The sequence below is a fragment of the Microbacterium sp. RURRCA19A genome, from assembly GCF_900156455.1.
GTDB lineage: Bacteria > Actinomycetota > Actinomycetes > Actinomycetales > Microbacteriaceae > Microbacterium.
This window is the reverse complement of the sequence record NZ_FTNQ01000003.1, coordinates 192,455-212,761: the sequence shown is the minus strand read 5'-3', so window position 1 is coordinate 212,761 and position 20,307 is coordinate 192,455. Positions and strand designations below refer to the sequence as shown.

20 protein-coding genes and 1 tRNA gene are annotated in these 20,307 nt (G+C 71.9%); 17 read left to right on the top strand and 4 right to left on the bottom strand.

Features of this window, described 5'->3' with window-relative positions; all coding sequences use genetic code 11:
• Positions 1-55 precede the first annotated feature (55 nt).
• Positions 56-895 (top strand): DUF2510 domain-containing protein, encoded by an 840-nt coding sequence (locus BW982_RS13405; RefSeq protein WP_076494070.1) that lies wholly within the window; start codon positions 56-58, stop codon positions 893-895.
• 12 nt (positions 896-907) lie between these two features.
• Here the strand turns inward: BW982_RS13405 and coaBC are convergent, their stop codons facing one another.
• Positions 908-2,110: a bifunctional phosphopantothenoylcysteine decarboxylase/phosphopantothenate--cysteine ligase CoaBC gene (gene coaBC / locus BW982_RS13400; RefSeq protein ID WP_076494068.1), complete on the bottom strand. Its 1,203-nt coding sequence runs from the start codon at positions 2,108-2,110 to the stop codon at positions 908-910.
• Between the two features lie 67 nt (positions 2,111-2,177).
• Between coaBC and BW982_RS13395 the strand changes: the two genes are divergently transcribed.
• The 12 genes from BW982_RS13395 to BW982_RS13340 all read left to right on the top strand — a co-directional run bounded on the left by BW982_RS13395 (position 2,178) and on the right by BW982_RS13340 (position 12,111).
• Complete coding sequence (locus tag BW982_RS13395) at positions 2,178-2,912, top strand: NRDE family protein (protein ID WP_076494067.1); 735 nt, start codon at positions 2,178-2,180, stop codon at positions 2,910-2,912.
• Between the two features lie 16 nt (positions 2,913-2,928).
• Positions 2,929-3,004, top strand: a tRNA-Arg gene (locus BW982_RS13390).
• 34 nt (positions 3,005-3,038) lie between these two features.
• Positions 3,039-3,902 (top strand): DUF4436 family protein, encoded by an 864-nt coding sequence (locus BW982_RS13385; protein WP_076494065.1) that lies wholly within the window; start codon positions 3,039-3,041, stop codon positions 3,900-3,902.
• A 120-nt stretch (positions 3,903-4,022) separates the two neighbouring features.
• Positions 4,023-4,760 carry an enoyl-CoA hydratase/isomerase family protein gene (locus BW982_RS13380; RefSeq protein WP_076494063.1) on the top strand — a complete coding sequence of 246 codons (738 nt, stop codon included), beginning with the start codon at positions 4,023-4,025 and terminating at the stop codon, positions 4,758-4,760.
• Positions 4,757-5,599, top strand: a complete 843-nt coding sequence (locus BW982_RS13375; protein ID WP_076494061.1) for a 3-hydroxyacyl-CoA dehydrogenase family protein — start codon at positions 4,757-4,759, stop codon at positions 5,597-5,599. Before BW982_RS13380 ends, BW982_RS13375 begins: the two co-directional genes overlap by 4 nt.
• On the top strand, positions 5,599-7,668 hold the full coding sequence (gene paaZ, locus BW982_RS13370; RefSeq protein WP_083696695.1) for a phenylacetic acid degradation bifunctional protein PaaZ: 2,070 nt from the start codon (positions 5,599-5,601) through the stop codon (positions 7,666-7,668). The genes BW982_RS13375 and paaZ overlap by 1 nt, the downstream gene beginning before the upstream one ends.
• The gene (gene paaA / locus BW982_RS13365; RefSeq protein WP_076494058.1) at positions 7,665-8,621 is read left to right on the top strand and encodes a 1,2-phenylacetyl-CoA epoxidase subunit PaaA; all 957 of its coding nucleotides are present in this window, start codon (positions 7,665-7,667) and stop codon (positions 8,619-8,621) included. Before paaZ ends, paaA begins: the two co-directional genes overlap by 4 nt.
• A complete protein-coding gene (gene paaB, locus BW982_RS13360) occupies positions 8,621-8,926 on the top strand; it encodes a 1,2-phenylacetyl-CoA epoxidase subunit PaaB (RefSeq protein WP_076494057.1) in 306 nt (101 codons plus the stop codon). Before paaA ends, paaB begins: the two co-directional genes overlap by 1 nt.
• Positions 8,923-9,750, top strand: coding sequence for a 1,2-phenylacetyl-CoA epoxidase subunit PaaC (gene paaC, locus BW982_RS13355; RefSeq protein ID WP_076494055.1), 828 nt, complete (start codon positions 8,923-8,925; stop codon positions 9,748-9,750). Before paaB ends, paaC begins: the two co-directional genes overlap by 4 nt.
• On the top strand, positions 9,744-10,223 hold the full coding sequence (paaD, locus tag BW982_RS13350; RefSeq protein WP_076494054.1) for a 1,2-phenylacetyl-CoA epoxidase subunit PaaD: 480 nt from the start codon (positions 9,744-9,746) through the stop codon (positions 10,221-10,223). The genes paaC and paaD overlap by 7 nt, the downstream gene beginning before the upstream one ends.
• Positions 10,223-11,344 carry a 1,2-phenylacetyl-CoA epoxidase subunit PaaE gene (gene paaE, locus BW982_RS13345; protein WP_076494052.1) on the top strand — a complete coding sequence of 374 codons (1,122 nt, stop codon included), beginning with the start codon at positions 10,223-10,225 and terminating at the stop codon, positions 11,342-11,344. Before paaD ends, paaE begins: the two co-directional genes overlap by 1 nt.
• Positions 11,341-12,111, top strand: coding sequence for an enoyl-CoA hydratase/isomerase family protein (locus BW982_RS13340; protein ID WP_076494050.1), 771 nt, complete (start codon positions 11,341-11,343; stop codon positions 12,109-12,111). Before paaE ends, BW982_RS13340 begins: the two co-directional genes overlap by 4 nt.
• Before the next feature lie 61 nt (positions 12,112-12,172).
• Here BW982_RS13340 and BW982_RS13335 read toward each other — a convergent pair whose 3' ends face one another.
• A complete protein-coding gene (locus tag BW982_RS13335) occupies positions 12,173-12,457 on the bottom strand; it encodes a (Fe-S)-cluster assembly protein (RefSeq protein WP_022879049.1) in 285 nt (94 codons plus the stop codon).
• Between the two features lie 117 nt (positions 12,458-12,574).
• Complete coding sequence (locus BW982_RS13330) at positions 12,575-13,426, bottom strand: response regulator transcription factor (RefSeq protein WP_076494049.1); 852 nt, start codon at positions 13,424-13,426, stop codon at positions 12,575-12,577.
• Positions 13,427-13,565: 139 nt separating this feature from the next.
• Here BW982_RS13330 and BW982_RS13325 point away from each other — a divergent pair, with 139 nt between their 5' ends.
• Both BW982_RS13325 and BW982_RS13320 read left to right on the top strand, forming a co-directional pair.
• Entirely contained in the window at positions 13,566-13,916 is a 351-nt protein-coding gene (locus BW982_RS13325; protein WP_076494047.1) for a DUF485 domain-containing protein, read from the top strand.
• The gene (locus tag BW982_RS13320; protein WP_175611106.1) at positions 13,913-15,529 is read left to right on the top strand and encodes a solute symporter family protein; all 1,617 of its coding nucleotides are present in this window, start codon (positions 13,913-13,915) and stop codon (positions 15,527-15,529) included. Before BW982_RS13325 ends, BW982_RS13320 begins: the two co-directional genes overlap by 4 nt.
• A gap of 88 nt (positions 15,530-15,617) precedes the next feature.
• On the opposite strand, the gene BW982_RS13315 is transcribed toward BW982_RS13320, so the two are convergent.
• Positions 15,618-16,145, bottom strand: a complete 528-nt coding sequence (locus BW982_RS13315) for a methylated-DNA--[protein]-cysteine S-methyltransferase (protein ID WP_076494046.1) — start codon at positions 16,143-16,145, stop codon at positions 15,618-15,620.
• Positions 16,146-16,345: 200 nt separating this feature from the next.
• Here BW982_RS13315 and BW982_RS13310 point away from each other — a divergent pair, with 200 nt between their 5' ends.
• Together BW982_RS13310 and BW982_RS13305 are read left to right on the top strand one after the other, a co-directional pair.
• Positions 16,346-20,053 carry an AAA family ATPase gene (locus BW982_RS13310; protein ID WP_076494044.1) on the top strand — a complete coding sequence of 1,236 codons (3,708 nt, stop codon included), beginning with the start codon at positions 16,346-16,348 and terminating at the stop codon, positions 20,051-20,053.
• Positions 20,050-20,286 (top strand): hypothetical protein, encoded by a 237-nt coding sequence (locus BW982_RS13305; RefSeq protein WP_076494043.1) that lies wholly within the window; start codon positions 20,050-20,052, stop codon positions 20,284-20,286. The genes BW982_RS13310 and BW982_RS13305 overlap by 4 nt, the downstream gene beginning before the upstream one ends.
• Positions 20,287-20,307: the final 21 nt, after the last annotated feature.

Genomic DNA, 20,307 nt, shown 5'->3' with positions numbered 1-20,307 from the left:
CTCACTAGACTCGGGGGACACGCACGCCATGCCGATGCATCACAGGGGGAACGACATGACCGATACGCCCACTCCGGCCGACGGCTGGTACCCCGACCCGGCCGGCGGCGGCGGGCTCCGCCGGTGGAACGGCACGGCGTGGACCGACGAGGTGCGACCCGCCACCGCCGCCCCCGAGGCCCCCGCGGCGCCGTCGGCACCGGAAGCGATGCCTGCCGTGACGAGCGCAGCCCCTGAGGCGCCGGCCACGCCCAGCGCCCCCGCCTACCCGTCCGCCCCCGCCTACCCCGGCGCGGCGACACCGCCCGCGCCCGCCGCCCCCGCCTACCCCGCCGCCCCCGCCTACCCGGCCGCCCCCGCCTACGCGGCGGCTCCCGCGGCTCCCGCCCCTTCCCGCGCCGACATCTCCACGAACACGGTCTGGATCTGGCTCGCCGTCGCGCTTCCGCTGCTGTCCGTCGTGGCGTTGTTCCTCTTCGACTGGACGACCTACGTCCAGGAGTCGATCTACGCCTCGGCCTACCCCGAGCAGGCGCCCTATCTGGCGTCGTCGTCGCTGGCGGTGACGGCCGGTACGACCGCTTTCAGCTTCGTCGTCATCGCCCTGACGGTGCTGTTCTCGTTCCTCGACTGGCGTCAGCTGCGGGCCCGTGGCATCCAGAAGCCCTTCCACTGGGCGTGGAGCTTCACCGTGCTCGCCATCTCGAGCGTCGGTGTCTACGTCATCGGACGCGCGGTGGTCCTGCGGCGACAGACCGGCAAGGGACTGGGTCCGGTGTGGGGGTGGATCGCGGTGACGCTCGTGACGATCATCGCCGCGTCGATCTGGGTCGTGATGCTGTTCAACGCGATCATCCCGATCATCGAACAGTTGCAGTACACCAGCGGGTACTGACCCGGCGCGAGGTCAGCGTCCTCGCGCCGCCAGGACCGCGTCGAGGAGGGCGTGGGCGGTATCGTCCTTCGACCCGGAGGCCGTCGCCACGACCTCGCCGTCGTGCCCCACGATCGTGAGGGCGTTGTCGGCGGACTCGAAGCCGCGTGTCCACCCCACGGCGTTCGCGGCGAGCAGGTCGACGCCCTTGCGCGCGGCTTTCGCCCGTGCGCGCTCGACGAGTTCCTCCTCGCTGTCGACGGTCTCGGCGGCGAACGCCACGATCGTCTGTCCGGGGCGGCGGGCGGCGACCAGGCCCGCGACCACGTCACGGTTCTCGACCAGCTCGAGCGTGAGCGCACCGGGGGACTCCTGCTTGCGGAGCTTGTGCTCCGACACCGCGGCGACGGAGTAGTCGGCGACCGCCGCGGCCATGACGATGACGTCGGCGTCGGGGGCGGTGGCATCCATCGCCCGTCCGAGCTCGTCCGCGGTGCCCACCGCGATCACGTCGACGCGCGGATCGGGGCGGACGTCGGCGTCGAGGTGAGCGGCGACGAGCGTCACGGTCGCGCCGCGGTCGGCGGCGGCGCGGGCGATCGCGACGCCCTGTCGTCCGCTGGAGCGGTTGCCGAGGAACCGGACCGGGTCGATCGGCTCGCGGGTTCCGCCGGCGCTGACCAGCACCGAGAGACCGGTCAGATCCCGTGGGCGCTCCACGAGCGCGAGGGCGGCCGCGACGATCTCCTCCGGTTCCGACATGCGCCCCGGGCCGCTGTCGCCTCCGGTGAGCGCCCCGTCCGCCGGTCCGACGACATGAACGCCGCGCGCGCGGAGCACGTCCATGTTGTGCACCGTGGCGGGATGCCGCCACATCTCGGTGTGCATCGCGGGCGCGACCACGACCGGGGCCGTCGTGGCGAGCAGCGTCGTGCCGAGGAGATCGGACGCGAGCCCCGCCGTCATCGACGCGAGCGTGTTCGCGGTGGCCGGGGCGACGATCACCAGGTCGGCGGACTGTCCGAGCGACACGTGCCGCACCCGCGCGACGTCGTCGTGCACCGACGTCGTCACCGGGTTGCGGCTGATCGCCTCCCATGTCGGCAGCCCGACGAAGCGCAGGGCGTCGTCGGTGGGCACGACGTGGACGTCGTGTCCCGCCTTCACCAGCAGTCGGACGACTCCGACGGTCTTGTAGGCGGCGATGCCCCCGGTGACTCCCACGACGACGAACATGGGGCCAGTCTTCCAGGTCGATGCCGCACCCGCCCGCCGCGGCACCCGCGCGGGTAGCGTGGACGGAATGTGCACCGTGGTCGTCGATGTCCCGCGCGAGAGCGGTCAGCCCGTCCGGGTGCTGGCCGTCCGGGACGAGGAGCGGCAGCGTCCCTGGCGGGGTCTCGGACCATGGTGGCCCGGGCAACCGGGCGTGCACGGTGTCCGCGACGACCGTGCGGGCGGTGCGTGGCTCGCCGTCGATCCCGAGGCCCGACGGCTGGCGGTGCTGCTGAATCGCGAGGACCTGTCGCAGCGCTCCGACGCCGAGGTCGTCAGTCGCGGCGGCATCCCGCTGCAGTCCGTCGCCGGGACGCTCCCGCCCGCTCCGCCGACCCGCGGGTTCAATCTCGTGGAGGTGGATGCCGACGGCGCCACGGTCGTGGAATGGGACGGACTCGCCGTCCGGCGCACCCGGCTCGCCCCCGGCACGCACATGATCGCCCACCACGCGCCCGACGATCGGGCGACGCCCCGCATCGGCCGCTGGCTCGACGACTTCCGCCGGGCGGGGATCGTCGCCGGCGACGAGTGGTGGGGGCCGTGGCTCGAGGTGGTCGCGGCATCCACGGCCGATCCGTCCTCCTCGGTGCTGCGGCGCGACGCGCACGACGGGCTCGTGCTCGAATCCCTCCTCGTGTGCGCCGTCGCGGTGGGTCCCGACGGTGTCGACGCACGCGAAGCCGTGCTGTCGGAACCGGGCGAGTGGGACGACGCCCTCGCCGGGCGTCTGCGCGCGGGCATGCCGGTCGGCCCGCAGTAGGCTGGAGGGCAGTCCCGCCTCCGTAGCTCAGGGGATAGAGCGCCGCACTCCTAACGCGGGCGTCGCAGGTTCGAATCCTGTCGGGGGCACCAGATCGTTCCTCCTCCCTCTGCCACACTGACTTGCGTGAGCACGCCCGTCCGGTCCCGTCGTCGTTCCCTCCTCTGGATCGTCGGGAGCGTCGCGGCGTTCGTCGCGCTGTACGCCACGGTCGTCGCGCTCTACGCCGGGAGCGGCGACGTCGTCGGCAGCGGCGGGGAGGAGCCGTCGGGCGACACCGTCGTGCTGTCGCTCACGCCGGAGAAGATGGATGCCACGACCAACCGGCTCGCCGTGTCGGTGGTGCCCACTCAGGGCGAGGGCGGAACCGTCACCGACGGGCTGCAGGCGTTGCGGCCGTTCGGCGTGCTGGTCTCCGCCGTGGCGGGGTCGAAGGCGACGAAGTACGACGACGGCGACCTCATCTCGCCGATCGACGTCTCGCTGGTCATGGACGGTCAGATCGAGAGGTGGCCGTTCGATCGGTACACCGTGCGGTCGGTCATGACGGCCATCGAAGACGACGCCGACGGTGAGTCCACGCCCCTGTCGACCGTCGTGCAGCCGTCGAAGCGCGGCATCCCGGGGTGGGACATCGCGGTCGTGGAGACGCCGTTGGGGCAGGGGATCAACGCGGTCGACGTCACGGTCAGCCGTTCGGGCTCGACGATCGCCTTCGGCATCGTGCTGCTCTCGCTCATGGTGGTCATCCCGGCGCTCGTGCTCGTGGTCGCGATCATCGTCCTGCGGGGGCGACGCAAGGTCGAGGTGACCGTGATGGGGTGGATGGGTGCGATGCTGTTCGCGACGATCCCGCTGCGCAACTTCCTCCCGGGTTCCCCGCCGATCGGTTCGTGGATCGATTACCTGATCGTGTTGTGGGTGCTCGCCGCCCTGGTCGCGGGGCTCGTGATCTTCGTCGTCGCGTGGGTGCGGCGCGGTCCCGCCTGAGCGGTCCGGTTCCGGTCGCCGTTGCCCGGGTGGCATCCCCGTGGCATGATTACTGAACGATCGGTCTGCAAATCACGCGGGCGAGGGACACGACCGCGACGGCGCGGTGAGGAGGCGGCGATGACGGCTGCGATCGGTGTCGACCACGCTGACGACCGCGTCGTCGTCACCCTCGACCGCCCCGACGTCCGCAACGCGATCGACCAGGACATGATCGACGCGCTGCACGCGGTGTGCGGCGACCTCGAACGCCGTCCGCGCGTCCTCGTCCTCACGGGCGCGGGCGGAGTGTTCGCCGCGGGGGCGGACATCCGGCAGCTGCGCGAGCGCTCCGGCGACGACGCCCGTCGCGGGATCAATGCGACCGCGTTCGATCGCATCCGTCATCTCCCGATGCCCGTGATCGCCGTGGTCGACGGGTGGGCGCTCGGCGGCGGAGCCGAGCTCGCCTACGCCGCGGACATCCGTATCGCCACGCCCCGCGCACGGTTCGGCAATCCCGAGCCCGGCCTCGGGATCATCGCCGCCGCCGGTGCCGCATGGCGCCTGCCCGAGATCGTCGGCCACGCGCGGGCCAGCGAGCTGCTGCTGACCGGACGACTGATCGACGCGGTCGAGGCGCAGGCGTGGGGCCTGGTGTCGAGTGTGCACGAGCCCGACGAGGTGATGACCGCCGCCCACGCGCTCGTCGACCGGATCGTCCGGAGTTCTCCGCGCGCCGTGCAGCTGACCAAGCGCGCCCTGCTGGCCGAACGCGCCGCCCACCCGGCGCTCGACGGCGAACTGCAGGCGGAGCTGTTCGACAGCCGCGACAAGCGCGAACGCATGACGGCGTTCCTCGACGGGCGACGGGCATGAGCGCCGCCCCCTCGGTCGTCGGCGTCCTCGGCGGGGGACGCATGGGCGCGGGGATCGCGCACGCGTTCCTGCTCGCCGGCTCCCGCGTGCACGTGGTCGAACGCGACGTCGCGACCGCGGACGCCGCGGTGGCCCGGGTGCGCGCCGATCTCGACCGGTCCGCCGCTCGCGGAAGACGGGTTCCGGATGCCGACGCGCTCACGGTCGGCGTCGATCCGGCCGCGTTCGCCGACGCCGCCCTGGTCGTCGAGGCCGTACCCGAGGACCGCGCGCGGAAGGAAGAGGCCCTGACCCGCATCGAGGCCGTCGCGGCGGACGACGCGGTCGTGGCATCCAATACCTCGTCCATCTCCATCGATGCCCTGGCTGCCGGGCTGCGGTCGCCGGAGCGCTTCCTCGGTCTGCATTTCTTCAACCCCGTGCCGGCCTCGGCGCTCGTGGAGATCGTGCGCGGCACGCGGACGGCGGGGGCGACCGTGGCGCGGGCGACGCGCTGGGTCGAGGCCATCGGGAAGACCGCGGTGGTCGTCCGGGACGCCCCCGGTTTCGCCTCGAGCCGCCTGGGGGTGGCGCTCGGCCTGGAGGCGATCCGCATGCTCGAGGAGGGAGTCGCCTCCGCGGAGGACATCGATCGCGCCGTGGAGCTCGGGTACCGGCATCCGGTCGGTCCCCTCCGAACGACCGACCTCGTGGGTCTCGATGTGCGGCTCGGCATCGCGGAGGAACTGGAGCGCTCGCTCGGGCCGCGCTTCGCTCCGCCCGCGCTGCTGCGACGGCTGGTGGACGAGGGGCGGCTGGGTCGGAAGACGGGTCGCGGATTCTACGAATGGAGTGAATGATGTCGTTTCTCCCGAGCTACGTGCGGGATGCCTGGTGGCTGCCGGAGCCCGATCCCGACGCGGCCGTGGTGCGCGACGCCTCGACGGGGGAGGAGATCGTGCGTGTCACGACGCGCGGCCTCGACCTCGCCGGCGTCGTGGAGCACGCCCGGCGCGTCGGGCAGCCGCGACTGGGCGCACTGACCTTCCCGCAGCGGGCGATGGTGCTGAAGAACCTCGCGATCGCGCTGAACGATCGGCGAGAGGAGCTGTACGCGCTGTCGATGCGGGCCGGTTCCACGCGACGCGACTCGCTCAGCGACATCGACGGCGGGATCGGCGTCCTTTTCACGTACTCCTCGAAGGCGCGGCGTGAGCTTCCCGCCGGCACGGTCGTCCTCGACGGTCCCGTCGAGCCGCTGTCGAAGGACGGCTCCTTCCTCGGGCGTCACGTGTACACGCGTCTCGCGGGTGTCGCCCTACAGATCAACGCGTTCAACTTCCCCGTGTGGGGCGCCCTCGAGAAGTTCGCTCCGGCCTTCCTCGCCGGTCTCCCCACGATCGTCAAGCCCGCCACCCCGACCGCGTACATCGCCGAGGCGTGGGTGCGGATCGCCGCGGACACCGGGCTGTTGCCGCCCGGGGCGCTGCAACTGGTCAGCGGTGGCATCCCGGGCCTGCTCGACCTGCTCGACCTGGGTGACACCGTCGGGTTCACCGGCAGCGCCTCGACCGCCGAGCGCCTGAGGGTCGGCGTCCGCCCGAGCGTGCGGTTCACCGCCGAGACGGACTCGATCAACGCCTCGATCCTCGGTCCCGACGCGCTCCCGGGCACCCCCGAGTTCGACGCGTACATCCGACAACTGTTGACGGAGCTCACGACCAAGGCGGGACAGAAGTGCACCGCCATCCGCCGGGCGATCGTGCCGGCGGGGCTCACGGATGCCGTCGCCCAGGCGCTCCGCGAGAAGATCGGGGCGCGCGTCGTCGTGGGCGATCCGCGCGCGGACGGGGTCACGATGGGGCCCGTCGTCTCGCTCGCCCAGCGCGACGAGGTCCGGCGCCAGGTCGATCTGCTGCGCGCGGCGGGCGGACGGATCGTCGTGGGCGACACGGCCGTGCCCGAGGTGCGCCGCGCGGACGGCACGACCGGGCCGGCGGAGGACGGCGCCTTCCTCTCTCCCGTGGTCCTGGCGTTCGCGGATGCCACGATCCCGGCGGTCCACGAGCTCGAGGCGTTCGGGCCGGTCGCCAGCATCGTCGAGTACGGCGACGTCGCCGAGGCCGCCGACATCGTGGCGCGCGGCGGCGGGTCGCTCGTGACCAGCGTCGCGACGCACGACCCCGGTGTCGCGACCGAACTGCTCACCCGCATGGGCGCGATGAACGGGCGCGTGCTGTTCCTCGATCGTGACGACGCGCGCACCTCGACGGGGCACGGCGCCCCCGTCCCGCACCTCGTGCACGGCGGTCCCGGTCGCGCGGGAGGCGGGGAGGAACTCGGCGGCATCCGGTCCGTGCTCCACTACATGCAACGCACCGCGGTGCAGGGGTCGCCGCGCATGCTGACCGCGCTCACCGGGGTGTGGCATCCCGGTGCCGATGTCGACGCCTCGGGCACCCACCCGTTCCGCAAACCGCTGTCCGATCTCCGGATCGGCGATGCCGTCATGTCGGAGGAGCGGACCGTCACCCTCGCGGACATCGAGATGTTCGCCCGCTTCACGGGCGACACGTTCTACGCGCACATGGACGAGACGGCCGCCGCCGCCAACCCGTTCTTCCCGGGACGCGTGGCCCACGGCTACCTCCTCGTGTCGTGGGCGGCGGGACTCTTCGTCGATCCGGCACCGGGTCCGGTGCTCGCCAACTCGGGACTCGAGAATCTGCGGTTCGTCACCCCGGTCTCGCCGGGAGATCGGATCCGCGTCGCCCTGACCGCGAAGCAGATCACCCCGCGCGAGACCGACGACTACGGCGAGGTGCGCTGGGACGCGGTCATTCGCAACCAGGACGACGCCGTTGTGGCGCAGTACGACGTGCTCACCCTCGTCGCGAAGACATGGCAGCCCCAGGAGGTGCTCGTATGACCACGGTCACGGACGTTCCCGTCTCCGACATCGACGGCGAGGAGCTCTTCGACGCCGTCATCGCGGCCGACGGTCGCATCGAACCGCGCGATTGGATGCCGGAGGCGTACCGCCGCACGTTGATCCGTCAGATCTCGCAGCACGCGCACTCCGAGATCATCGGCATGCAGCCGGAGGGGGCATGGATCACCCGGGCGCCGAGCCTGAAGCGCAAGGCGATCCTGCTGGCCAAAGTGCAGGACGAAGCCGGTCACGGGCTGTACCTCTACTCGGCGGCCCAGACCCTCGGGATCACGCGGGAGGAGATGACCCGACAGCTCATCGACGGCGCAGCGCGTTACTCGTCGATCTTCACCTACCCCACACCCACCTGGGCCGACGTCGGGGCGATCGGCTGGCTCGTGGACGGCGCGGCGATCTGCAACCAGGTGCCGTTGTGCCGGGCGTCGTACGGTCCATACGCCCGCGCGATGGTGCGCATCTGCAAGGAGGAGTCGTTCCACCAGCGCCAGGGGTTCGAGATCCTCCTCACGCTCATGCAGGGCACCGACGCGCAGCGGAGGATGGCGCAGGACGCCGTGGACCGCTGGTACTGGCCGAGCCTGATGATGTTCGGTCCCCCCGACGACGATTCGCCGAACTCGGCCCGGTCGATGGCGTGGAACATCAAGCGATTCAGCAATGACGAGCTCCGCCGGCGGTTCGTCTCGATGCTCGTTCCGCAGGCGGAGGTGCTCGGTGTCACCCTGCCCGATCCCGAGCTGCGGTGGAACCGCGAGACGGGTTCCTACGACATGGGCGAGATCGACTGGGCGGAGTTCCAGGAGGTGCTCGCCGGTCGCGGTGCGCTGCACGCGACGCGTGTGCAGCACCGTCGCAGCGCCCACGAGGACGGCGCTTGGGTCCGCGAGGCCGCCGCCGCCTACGCCGCGAAGAAGCGGGAGGCCGCCTGATGGCCGCACCGGGAAGCTCGCCCGACGAGACCTGGCCGCTGTGGGAGGTGTTCGTCCGGGCGGCGCGCGGACTCAGCCACGTGCACGTCGGTTCGCTGCACGCCCCCGACGCCGAACTGGCGGTCCGCAACGCGCGTGACCTCTATACGCGCCGCGGCGAGGGCGTGTCCGTCTGGGTCGTGCCCTCGGAGGCCGTGACCACGAGCGACCCCGGGGCCAAGGGCGCGTTCTTCGAGTCGCCGGCGGGCAAGAACTTCCGACACGCGGTCTACTACACGGCCGCCGAGGGGGTGCCGCACCTGTGAGCGCCGCCCCCGAACCGCACGGGATCGTCTCCGTCGACGGCCTCGACCTCGCCGCCGAATTCGCCGGGGGAGAGGCCCGCGCCGTGGCGCCCGACGTCGCCGCGTACGCCCTCCGCTTAGGGGACGACGCGCTGATCCTCGCGCAGAACCTCTGCGGCTGGATCGCGCGGGCTCCCGAACTCGAGGAGGACGTGGCCCTCGGGAACATCGCGCTCGACCTGCTCGGTCACGCGCGCTCCCTGCTGCGCTACGCCGGCAGCCACGATGGACGCAGCGAGGACGACCTGGCCTACTTCCGCGACGAGGGCGAGTTCCGCAGCGCCTGGCTGTTCGAACTCCCACCCGGCGACTTCGCCCTCACCATCGCGCGGCAGCTGCTCGCCTCGACCTATCTCCTGGAGCTGTACCGGGAGCTCGTGGCATCCGTCGACCCGGTCCTCTCCGCCGTGGCGGGCAAAGCCGTCAAGGAGGTCGACTACCACCGCGATCACGCCGTGCAGTGGACGCTGCGGTTGGCCGGCGGGACCATCGAGTCGCGCCGACGGCTGGAGATCGCGCTCGCCGCGACGTGGCCGTTCCTCGACGAGCTGTTCCGCGACGAGCCGCTGCACCGGCACCTCGCCGGTGTCGCCGTGCGACCCTCGACGCTGCGCACCCCCGTCGAAGCCGCCCTGCGCGCGGTGCTCGCGGAGGAGGAGGTCCCCGTTCCCGACGTCGCACCGTCCTCCGCGGGAGGGAGGGCGGGCCTCCACCATCCGGCGCTGGGTCCGCTCCTCGCCGAGATGCAGGTGCTCGCGCGTCGGCACCCGGGGGCGAAATGGTGACCGCGGCCGCCGCGCGCGAGATCGTCGCCGCCGTCCGCGACCCCGAGGTGCCCGTGCTCACGATCGAGGATCTGGGCGTGCTGCGCGACGTGCGGGTCGACGGCGAACGGGTCGTCGTCACCATCACCCCCACGTACTCGGGCTGCCCCGCCGTCGATGCGATCCGCGACGACATCCTGCTCGCGCTCACCTCCGCGGGGGTCGACCGCGCCGTCGTCCGCACCACGCTCACGCCCGCGTGGACCACGGACTGGCTGAGCGACGACGGTCGCCGCAAGCTCACCGCGTACGGCATCGCCCCGCCGACCGGCCGATCGGTCGCCGGCCCCGTCCGCGTGCGGCTCAGCGTGCCCTGCCCGCGGTGCGGGTCACTCGACACCCGCGAGATCTCGCGGTTCGGTTCGACCGCGTGCAAGGCGCTCTGGGAGTGCCGGGCCTGCCTCGAGCCCTTCGACCATTTCAAGGCCCTCTGATGACGACGACGGATGCCACTTCCACCCGCGCGCGCTTCCACCGGCTGCGCGTGGTCGAGGTGCGTCCGCTGACCGCGACGGCGATCGAGGTCGCCTTCGCGGTCCCGGAAGCGCTGGCCGACGTGTTCGCCGCCGCGCCGGGACAGTACGTCGCCCTGCGCGCCGTCGTAGCGGGCGAGGAGCTCCGGCGTTCGTATTCGCTGTGCCGGCCCCCGTCACCGGGACGTCTCTCGGTGGGGATCAAGCGCGACCCCGACGGCCGCTTCTCGACCTGGGCGCATGAGAACCTCCGCATCGGTGACGAGATCGAGGTCATGAGCCCCGGAGGGTCGTTCGTGTCGCGGGCCGCCCGCCCCGGGGGACACGTCGTCGCCGTCGCCGCCGGGTCCGGGATCACGCCCGTCCTCGCGGTCGCCACCGCCCTGTTGGATGCCGACGCGGAGTCCCGGGTCACGATCGTCTACGCCAACCGTTCGTCCACCGACGTGATGTTCGTCGACGACCTCGCCGACCTCAAGGACCGCTACCCCGCGAGACTCACGCTGCATCACGTCCTGACCCGGGAGGAGCGTGCGGCGCCCGTCTTCTCGGGACGCCTCGACGAAGAACGGATCCGCCTGATCCTGTCCCGCCTGATCGACCCGGCATCCGTCGACGAGTGGTTCCTGTGCGGACCGTTCGCGCTCGTCGAGACGTGCCGCACCGTGCTGGCCGAGGTCGGGGTCCCGCGCGACCGCATCCGATTCGAACTGTTCACCGCGGGTGACGGCGACGCGCCCGCGCTGACGGGGGGAGGGCGAGCGATCCGTGTGCGCGCCGACGAGCCCGTCCGACGCATCTCGTTCACCCTCGACGGGCAGTCCACCCGCGTCGACAGCCCCGTCGCGGCTCACGAGACGATCCTGGCCGCGGCGCTCCGGGCACGCCCCGACGTGCCGTTCGCCTGCGCGGGAGGCGTGTGCGGCACCTGCCGCGCCCGGCTCGTCGAGGGATCGGTGACCATGACGGAGAACTACGCACTCGAGCCGGACGAGATCGATCGCGGGTACGTGCTGACGTGTCAGTCGCATCCCACCTCGGACGAGGTCCGGGTGGACTACGACGGGGGAGGGGCCCGATGATCGCCTACGGCTTCGCCGACGACGTGGCCGAGATCGTGCTCGACGCGCCGCAGCGCCGCAACGCCCTCGGCCTCGCCGACCTGCACGATCTCGCCGCGGCCTTCGCGCGCGCGGAAGAGGACGGTGCGCGAGCGGTGCTGCTGCGCGGGGAGGGGAAGGCGTTCTGCGCCGGCCGCGACATCGCCGGGGTCGATCCCGCCACCGACGACGTGTCCGGATACCTCGACGGGGCGCTCGAACCGCTCCTGCACCGGATCGCCGCGTTCCCCGCGCCGACCTTCGCCGTCGCGCACGGGGCGTGCCTCGGCGTCGGGCTGGGGCTCCTCGTCGCCACGGACGTCGTGTACGTCGCCGAGGACGCCCGCATCGGCTCGCCGTTCGCCGCGCTCGGCGCGACCCTCGACTCGGGCGGCCACGCGCTGTTCGCCGAGCGGCTCGGCATCCACGCCACCCTCGACCTCGTCTACACGGGGCGGATGCTCACGGGCACCGAGGCGGTGCGCGCCGGGCTCTTCTCGCGCGTCTTCCCCGCCGACGAGGTGCGGGATGCCACGATGTCGGCCGCGCGGCGGGCTGGGGCGGGTCCCACGGCGGCGTTCGTGGCGAGCAAGCGCCTCCTCGCCCGGTGGCGCGACGAACGGCTCGGGCTGTGGGACGTGGTGGCGGCCGAGACCCGGGCGCAGACCGCGCTCGCGGCGACGGACGACTACCGCGAGGGCTTCGCGGCGTTCCAGGCGAAACGTTCGCCGGAGTTCCGGGGGCGGTGACGCGTCCGCGGCCGGACACGACGATGCCTCGGCGCGCGGCCGGGGCATCGTCGAACAGGACTCAGGCCTGCGTGGTCACCGCGAACTGGACGGAACCCTGCCCGTCCAACTGTGCATCGAGCACGCGGTCGTCGAGCACCTGAGCGGCGTCGGCGTCGAGGAAGACCCGGGCGCCGGAGTTCTCCACCACGGCGTCCTCGGGCTCGGGTCCGTCGACGACGGACAGCCGGAACTGCGACTCCGGCGAGCCGGCACCCTCGATGCGCACACCGCCCTGGGCGGCGTCGGGCAGCTGGGCGGCGATGGTCTTGACGGCGGTGGTGGCCTCTTCGGTGAGCGTCAGCATGGGTGACTCTCCTTCTGTGTCGACGTCAGGGGCCAGCCACGATGCCGAGAATCGGGCGCGTTCTCAAGCTCTCGGCGCCGTTGCCAGGGGATTCCCACGGGGCGCTCAGGGGGCGGCTCAGGGCAGCAGGCCCACCCGACGGGCGCGGGCAACGGCGGCGTGCCGCGTCGACGCGTCCAGTTTCGACATCGCCGAGGCGAGGTACGACTTCACGGTGGTCTCGCGGAGAGCCAGGGATGCCGCGATCTCGCCGTTGGTCGCACCGACGGCGGCGCACGAGAGCACGTCGAGCTCTCGTCGGGACAGGTGGATGCCGGCTTCCTCCGGGGCGACCGCGGCATCGCCGGAGAGGGCGGCGAGCCGGGATTCGAGCTCCTCCAGCCGCCGACGCACGTGGTCGTCGTCGACGATCGCGGCGATGCTGCGCAACTGCGCGTAGCTCTGCCGGATCTCTTCCCGCGCCCCCGCGCTCAGCCCGTCGTCGCCGGGGGTCGCGGCGGCGAGGCGCCGGTCGACCTCGTCGCGGACGCGCAGCTCTGTGCCGAGTTCGCCGGCGATGTCGAACGCCGGGCGTGCCTCGCGGTCGCCGAGCGGGGCCTGCGCCCACGATCCGCAGTACAGGACGCCGCGGGCGCTGCCGCGCACCAGGACGGGGACGGCGAACAGGGTCGCGATGCCCTCGCCGAGGATCGCGCGATCGTAGTCGTGCGTGATGGTGCGGGCCGTGCGGTAGTCCAGGGCCAGCCGCGGGCGCCGTTCGACGAGCGCCCGGCCGCCGAGCCCCCGCTCGGCATGGACGACGAGTCCTTCGATGCTGCGCGTGCGGGCACCGACGACCGTCGAGACGTGAACGGCTCCGTCGTGCTCGAGGCCGCCGAAGGCGACGGGGAAGTGCGTGCGACGGGCGAGCTCGGTCACGGCGTGCGACACGAGCGTCGCGTCGTCGCGGAGTGCGGCCGGTGCTCCCACGAACTACCTACTTCCGGCGATGACGGCTTCGTCGCCGCCTTTCGTAGCGTCGACCCTACCATCGGGAAGGTTCTCCGACCCGGTGTTTTCCCCCCGTCCGGTGCTGCGTGGCACCGGTCTCATGAGGCAAGGAGGCCACATGACGGATAGAAGGATCGACGGCGCCCCCGGCGGCGTCGACTACATCGCGGTCGAGGAGTCCGCCCCGTTCCGGGAGCTGAAGCGGCGTCAGCGCAGCTTCGTGTTCCCCATGGCCGTGGCGTTCCTCGTCTGGTACTTCGTGTACGTGCTGCTGTCGTCGTTCGCGCCCGGCTTCATGGCCCAGCCGGTGTTCGGCGCCATCACGGTGGGTCTGGTGTTCGGACTCGGCCAGTTCGTCACGACGTTTGCCATCACGATGGGCTACGTGGCCTACGCCAACCGGCGCCTGGATCCCGGCGCCGAGCACCTCCGTGTGGAGCTCGAGCGGGCCGAGCGGGGTGAGTCGTGAACGAGATCTTCGGTACGGTCCACGCAGCCGTGCAGACGGTGGAGAACAATCCCATCCTCAACATCTCGATCTTCGGCGCCTTCGTGGCGGTGACGCTGTTCATCGTCATCCGCGCCAGCCGCAACAGCAAGACCGCGGCGGACTACTACGCCGCGGGTCGCTCGTTCACGGGACCGCAGAACGGGTTCGCCATCGCCGGCGACTACCTCTCGGCGGCGTCGTTCCTCGGGATCTGCGGGGCCATCGCGATCAATGGATACGACGGCTTCCTGTACTCGGTGGGTTTCCTGGTGGCGTGGCTCGTGGCCCTGCTGCTCGTCGCCGAACTCATGCGCAACACGGGCAAGTTCACGATGGCGGACGTCCTGTCGTTCCGCTTGAAGGAACGACCCGTGCGGATGGCGGCGGCGATCACGACGTTGGCGGTGTGCTTCTTCTACCTGCTCGCTCAGATGGCCGGGGCCAGCGGCCTCGTCTCGCTGCTGCTCGGAATCACCGAGCGCGTGGGGCAGTCCATCGTCGTGGCGGTCGTCGGCATCCTGATGATCGTCTACGTGCTGATCGGCGGGATGAAGGGCACCACCTGGGTGCAGATCGTGAAGGCGTTCCTCCTGATCGGAGGCGCCGTGGTGATGACCATCTGGGTTCTCGCGATCAACGGGTTCAACCTCAACACGCTGCTCGAGAGCGCGGTCGCCGCGTCGCCGAAGGGCGAGGCGATCCTCGGACCGGGCCTGCAGTACGGCGCGAACCCGTGGGACTTCATCTCGCTCGCGCTCGCGCTGGTGCTCGGAACGGCGGGTCTCCCGCACGTGCTCATGCGCTTCTACACCGTGCCCACCGCCAAGGAGGCGCGTCGATCGGTGGTCTGGGCGATCTGGCTGATCGGCCTGTTCTACCTGTTGACGCTGGTGCTCGGCTACGGCGCCGGTGCCCTGGTCGGTCCCGAGGCGATCCTGGCCGCGCCCGGCGGGGTGAACGCGGCGGCGCCGCTGCTGGCCCTCGCGCTCGGCGGCCCGATCCTGCTGGGGTTCATCTCGGCGGTGGCGTTCGCGACGATCCTCGCGGTCGTGGCGGGGCTCACGATCACGGCGGCGGCGTCCTTCGCGCACGACATCTATGCGAACGTCGTCAAGAAGGGCGACGTTCCGCCGGACGGCGAGGTCAAGGTCGCGCGTCGGACGGTCGTCGTCATCGGTGTCCTCGCGATCGTCGGCGGCATCGGCGTGCAGGGTCAGAACGTCGCGTTCCTCGTGGCGCTGGCTTTCGCCGTCGCCGCGTCGGCGAACCTGCCCACGATTCTGTACTCGCTCTTCTGGCGCCGGTTCACCACGCGCGGTGCCGTGTGGAGCATGTACGGAGGCCTGGGGTCGGCGCTGGTGCTGATCTTCCTGTCGCCGGTGTTCTGGGGCACGCCGACCAGCGTGTTCGCGAACGCGGGGGTGGCGATCTGGCCGCTGAACAACCCGGGGATCGTGTCGATCCCGCTCGGGTTCCTCCTCGGCTGGCTCGGCTCGATCACCTCGACGCGCGCGGAGGATCCGCGCAAGGCCGCCGAGATGGACGTGCGCTCGCTCACCGGCTTCGGCGCCGAGAAGGCGTCGAGCCACTGACGGTGGTCCTCGTCGCCCGGTCCGCACTCGTGCCGGGCCGCGCGACGAGGCGCGCGCGCCGACGACGCGCCTCGTCGGGCCGTGCGCGCTACGCCGGGGATCGCAATCGATCGGCGACGCCGTTCTCGAGATCGAGCAGGAAGTGCTTCACCTCGGGGTGACCGCCGTACTCACCGATGGATCCGTCGGCGCGCACCACGCGATGGACGGGGACGACGATCGAGAACGGCGTGTTCGCGCAGGCCGTGCCCACCGCGCGCGCGGCTCCGGGCGAGCCCGCCATGATCGCGACCTCGCCGTACGAGGCGACCTCGCCGTACGGGATGCGTCGTGTCGCCTCCAGGGCTGCCCGCGTGAAGCCGCCGACCAGGCGCCAGTCGAGCGGGATCTCGAAGCTCCGACGCCGGCCGTCGAAGTACTCGTCCAACTGATCCAGCGCGTCCCGCGCCGCAGTGGGATCGGGATCCGGGACGACGCCGAGGCGGTGCGCGATCTCGGCGCGTGCGATGTCGAGCCCGTCGTGCGCGACATCGAGATGGACGAGAGCGTGGTCGACGAAGGTCAAGAGGATCGGGGCGAACGGGGCGTCGTAGACGGCGCTGGTGGCTGTGCTCATTTCCTCATCCTCATCACGTGCCCTCGTCCTCGCCGCGTCGCGGGCCTGATCCGTGGACGGTCCGTCGATTTCTCCGGCGGGGGAGGAAGGGCCGATCCGCCCGGCGTGTCGCGCAATCCCGCGAAACTCGGGCCCGCTGCGCGCCTTCTGCGGATGCCCGGCTTAGTCTGGCAGGTGTGTGGCGAGCTGAGGACGGCGTCGTGACGGGCGCCGAAGGCGACGTTCCGACGTCGATCGATCCGGGCGAGCTGCGACTGTCGGAGCCCGGCATCGTGGTTCGTCACGTCGCCGACCCCGAGCGCGACCGCATCCGCGCGGAGGCCGCCGCCCTCGGCGGTCGTTCCACGCTCCTGCGGTTCGACGACGCGGTCGACGCGGGCATCGACATCACCAAGGCCCATCCGGGCTCCCTGCCGCAGTTCATCACCGGCCGCGCCACCCTGCTGTCCAACCTGTTCCGCGACGAGGTGGCCCTGCGCACCGCGCGGATCGCCGCCGAGCGCATCACGGCGAAGAACGTCGAACTGCGCACCGCGCGCGGTCTCGAGCCGGTGCACCTGGCCGTGGGCCTCGCCGCGTGGAAGATCGGGGGAGTGGAGTGGTCCGCGCCCGTGCTGCTGCGGCCGCTCGCCATCCGTCGCCACAACGGCGATTTCGAGCTCAAGCTCCACGGGGCCTTCGTGATGAATCCCGAGTTGGCCCGGGCGTTCCGTACGCACCTCGGCATCTCTGTCGACAGCACGGCCCTCGCGAGCCTGGCGTACGACCAGGGGGTGTTCAAGCCGCAACCGGTCATCGACCACCTCCGTCGACTGACGACGCACGTCCCGACGTTCGTCGTCCACCCGCGTCTGGTCATCTCGTCGTTCGCCGACGTCGGCTCGGGCATGGCGCGCGCCGCGGAGCATCTCGACGATCCGCTGCTCAACGCCCTGGCCGGGCACCCCGACGACCGCGCCCGCATCACGGTGCGCCGTGCCGATCCGGTCGTCACGAGCCCCGACGAACGCACCCCCGCGGCCGACACCCTCCTCCTCGACGCGGACGCCGAGCAGGAGCGGGTCCTCGCCCGGATCGCCGCGGGTCATTCGCTCGCGGTGCACACGCTCCCCGGGACGGGCGGCACGCAGACCGTCATCAACGCGATCGGCCAGTGCGTGCACGCGGGCAAGCGTGTCCTGGTCGTCAGCGCCCGCCGCTCGACGCTCGACGGCATCCGTCACCGTCTGGCCGGTGTCGGTCTGACCGGGCTCGCCGTGTCGCCGACCCATGTGCGCCGCGACCTCATCCGTGCGATCGGCCGCAACGAGAAGGCTGCACAGCCCAAGGTCTCCGAGATCGACGACGCGCTGGTGCGCCTGCGCACCGTGCTGCGGGACTACCGGTCCGCCGTCACCGAGCCGCACCTGGCTCTGGGCGTGTCGACCCTGGACGTGCTGCGCGCCTTGACCGCCCTGGCATCCGTCTCGCCGCCGCCGTCGACGACGGCCCGGTTCGACCTCGCGACGCTCGAGCGTCTCGCGGGGCGCCGCGACGCCGCGGCGAAAGCCCTGGCCACCGCCGCGCGGCTGGGAGAGTTCCGTTTCGGCCCCGACGATTCGCCCTGGTACGGCGTGAGCTTCACGCGGACCGAGGACGCCCGTGCCGCGCACGACCTGGCCGGGAAGCTGCACGCGCAGGACGTCCCGCGCCTGCTGGAGCGCGGGTACGAACTCATCGCGCAGACGCGCATGCGGCCGTTCCAGACGGTCTCCGAGCTCGGCGCGTACCTGAAGCTGCTGCAGGGCATTCGGGAGTCCCTGGATCGCTTCAGTCCGACCGTGTTCGAACGTCCGCTGGGTGAACTCATCGACGCGCACTCGCCCCGCCGCGATTCGTCCGCGATGAGCGGCCCGAACCGTCGACGCCTGCGGCGCCTGTCGAAGGAGTACGTGCGCCCCGGCGTCCACGTGCCCGACATGTACGAGGCGCTCGTGCGCATCCAGCAGCAGCGCACCGAGTGGCAGCGCGTCGTCGATGCGGGCGTCACGCCCGAGGTCCCGCTCGGACTCGCGGACGTGCACGTCGGCTGGCAGCGGGTCGACGCGATGCTCGGCGAACTCGACCAGATCCTCGGGCGCCAGGGTTCCGACCGGCTCGCGACGCTCCCGGTGCAGATCCTCGTGCGCACGCTCGCGGGCCTCGCGGCCGAGTCGACGTTCTTCGACAACCTCGTCGAGCGCGCGCAGCTGCGCGGCGAACTCGCCCGGCTCGGCCTCGAGCAGCTTCTGGTCGAGCTGTCGGTGCGCCACGTTCCGGAAGACCGGGTGGGGAACGAGCTCGAGTTCGCGTGGTGGCAGTCGGCGCTCGAACACCTGCTGCGGACGGATCGCGCGCTGCTCGGCGCCAACACCGCCGTCGTCGATCGACTCGAGCGCGACTTCCGTCTGGTCGACGAGGCGCACGCCGCGGCTGCGGGTCCGGTGCTCGCGGCCGAGCTCGCGAAGCAGTGGCGCATCGGCATCGTCGATCACCCGGATGAGGCGGCCGCGCTGAAGACCTCCCTGAAGGACGGCCTGCACACCGCGCAGGAGATCTCGGAGGCCGCTCCTACGCTCCTGCGCACGCTGGCGCCGGTGTGGCTGGCATCCCCGTACGAGGTTCCCGACGTCCCCACCGATCTCGCCTTCGACACGGTGATCATCGCGGATGCCGCGGCCCTGTGTCTCGCGGAGGCGGCGCCGGCGCTGCTCCGCGCCCGCCAGATCGTGCTGTTCGGCGATCCCGTCGTGCAGAAGCCGACGCCGTTCCGGGTCAGCGCGTCGCTCGCGCCCGCCGTGGACGACGAGGCCGACGACGTCCCGTTCGACGGTGTGTCGGTGTTCGAGCGGATCGCGGAACTCCTCCCGGTCGAGACGCTCACGCGCAGCTACCGCGCGGGCGGCGAAGACCTCGCGCAGCTCGTCAACGATGCGTTCTACGGCGGCGAGATCGTGTCGCTGCCCTGGGCCGGCTCGTTCCTCGGTCGCGGCAGCCTGAGCGTCGACTACGTCGAGAACGGCGTCGGCGCGCCCGACCCGGTCAGCGGCGCCGTCGAGAGCCCGGATGCCGAGGTCGCCCGCGTCGTGACCCTGGTGGTCGAGCACGCGGTGAACCGCGCCTCCGAGTCGCTCATGGTCGTCACGGCCAGTCGGCGGCATGCCGAGCGTGTGCGCGCGGCCGTCGAGGCGGCGCTCGCCGGACGTTCCGACGTCGCCGCCTTCATCTCGCGGGATGCCGCCGAACCCTTCGCCGTGCTGACGCTCGAGGAGTCCGTGGCCGAGAGCCGCGACCGCGTGGTGTTCTCGCTCGGATTCGGGCTCACCCGGCACGGCCGCGTGCTGAGCGATTTCGGCGATCTCTCGACGCCGGACGGTGAACGACTGCTCACCGTCGGCATGACGCGCGCGCGGCGGTCGATGGTGATCGTGTCGTCGATCCGCCCGTCGGCGTTCGATGACGGGCGCCTCGAGCACGGCGCCGCGACCCTCATGGGGATCCTCGGCAACCTGGCCGGCCGCGGTCGTGACGCGCGCCTGGAAGACCTGGCGGACCCGCTCACCCGCGCGCTCGCGCGCGAGCTGCGCCGTCTCGGCATCGAGGTGGACCTCGACTACCGCGGGCTTCTGCCGCTCGTCGCGCGTCATCGCGGCAAGGCGGTCGTCGCCGAGAGCGATCCCGAGACGATCGGGGAGTCGCTGCGCGAGACCCTGCGGCTGCGCCCGCAGATCCTGCGTCGCCTGGGCTGGCACTACGTGCGGGTGCACGCGTTCGATCTGTACAGCGACCCCGCGGGAGTGGCATCCCGGATCGCGGAACTCCTCGGCGCCGCACCGGACGACTCCGGCGAGCCCGGCACCTCCACCGAGCCCCTCGACCTGAACGGATGAGCGCGGTGGCCCCGACCCCGGATGCCACCGAACCCGACGCCGCGGCCCCCGCGGGCGAGCGTCAGCCCATCGTCCGGGTCCGCGGCGCGCGGCGTGCGCGCCTGCTCCCGGCGCCGGGGACGAGCGCGGAACCGGCTCCCGCGGACGACCGCACCCGGGAGCGCCCCTCGGCCCCCGCGGCATCCGGTCCCAATGACGCGCAGCTCCTGCGCGACATCCCCCCGCACTACTGACGCCCGCGCGGGAGGATCCGA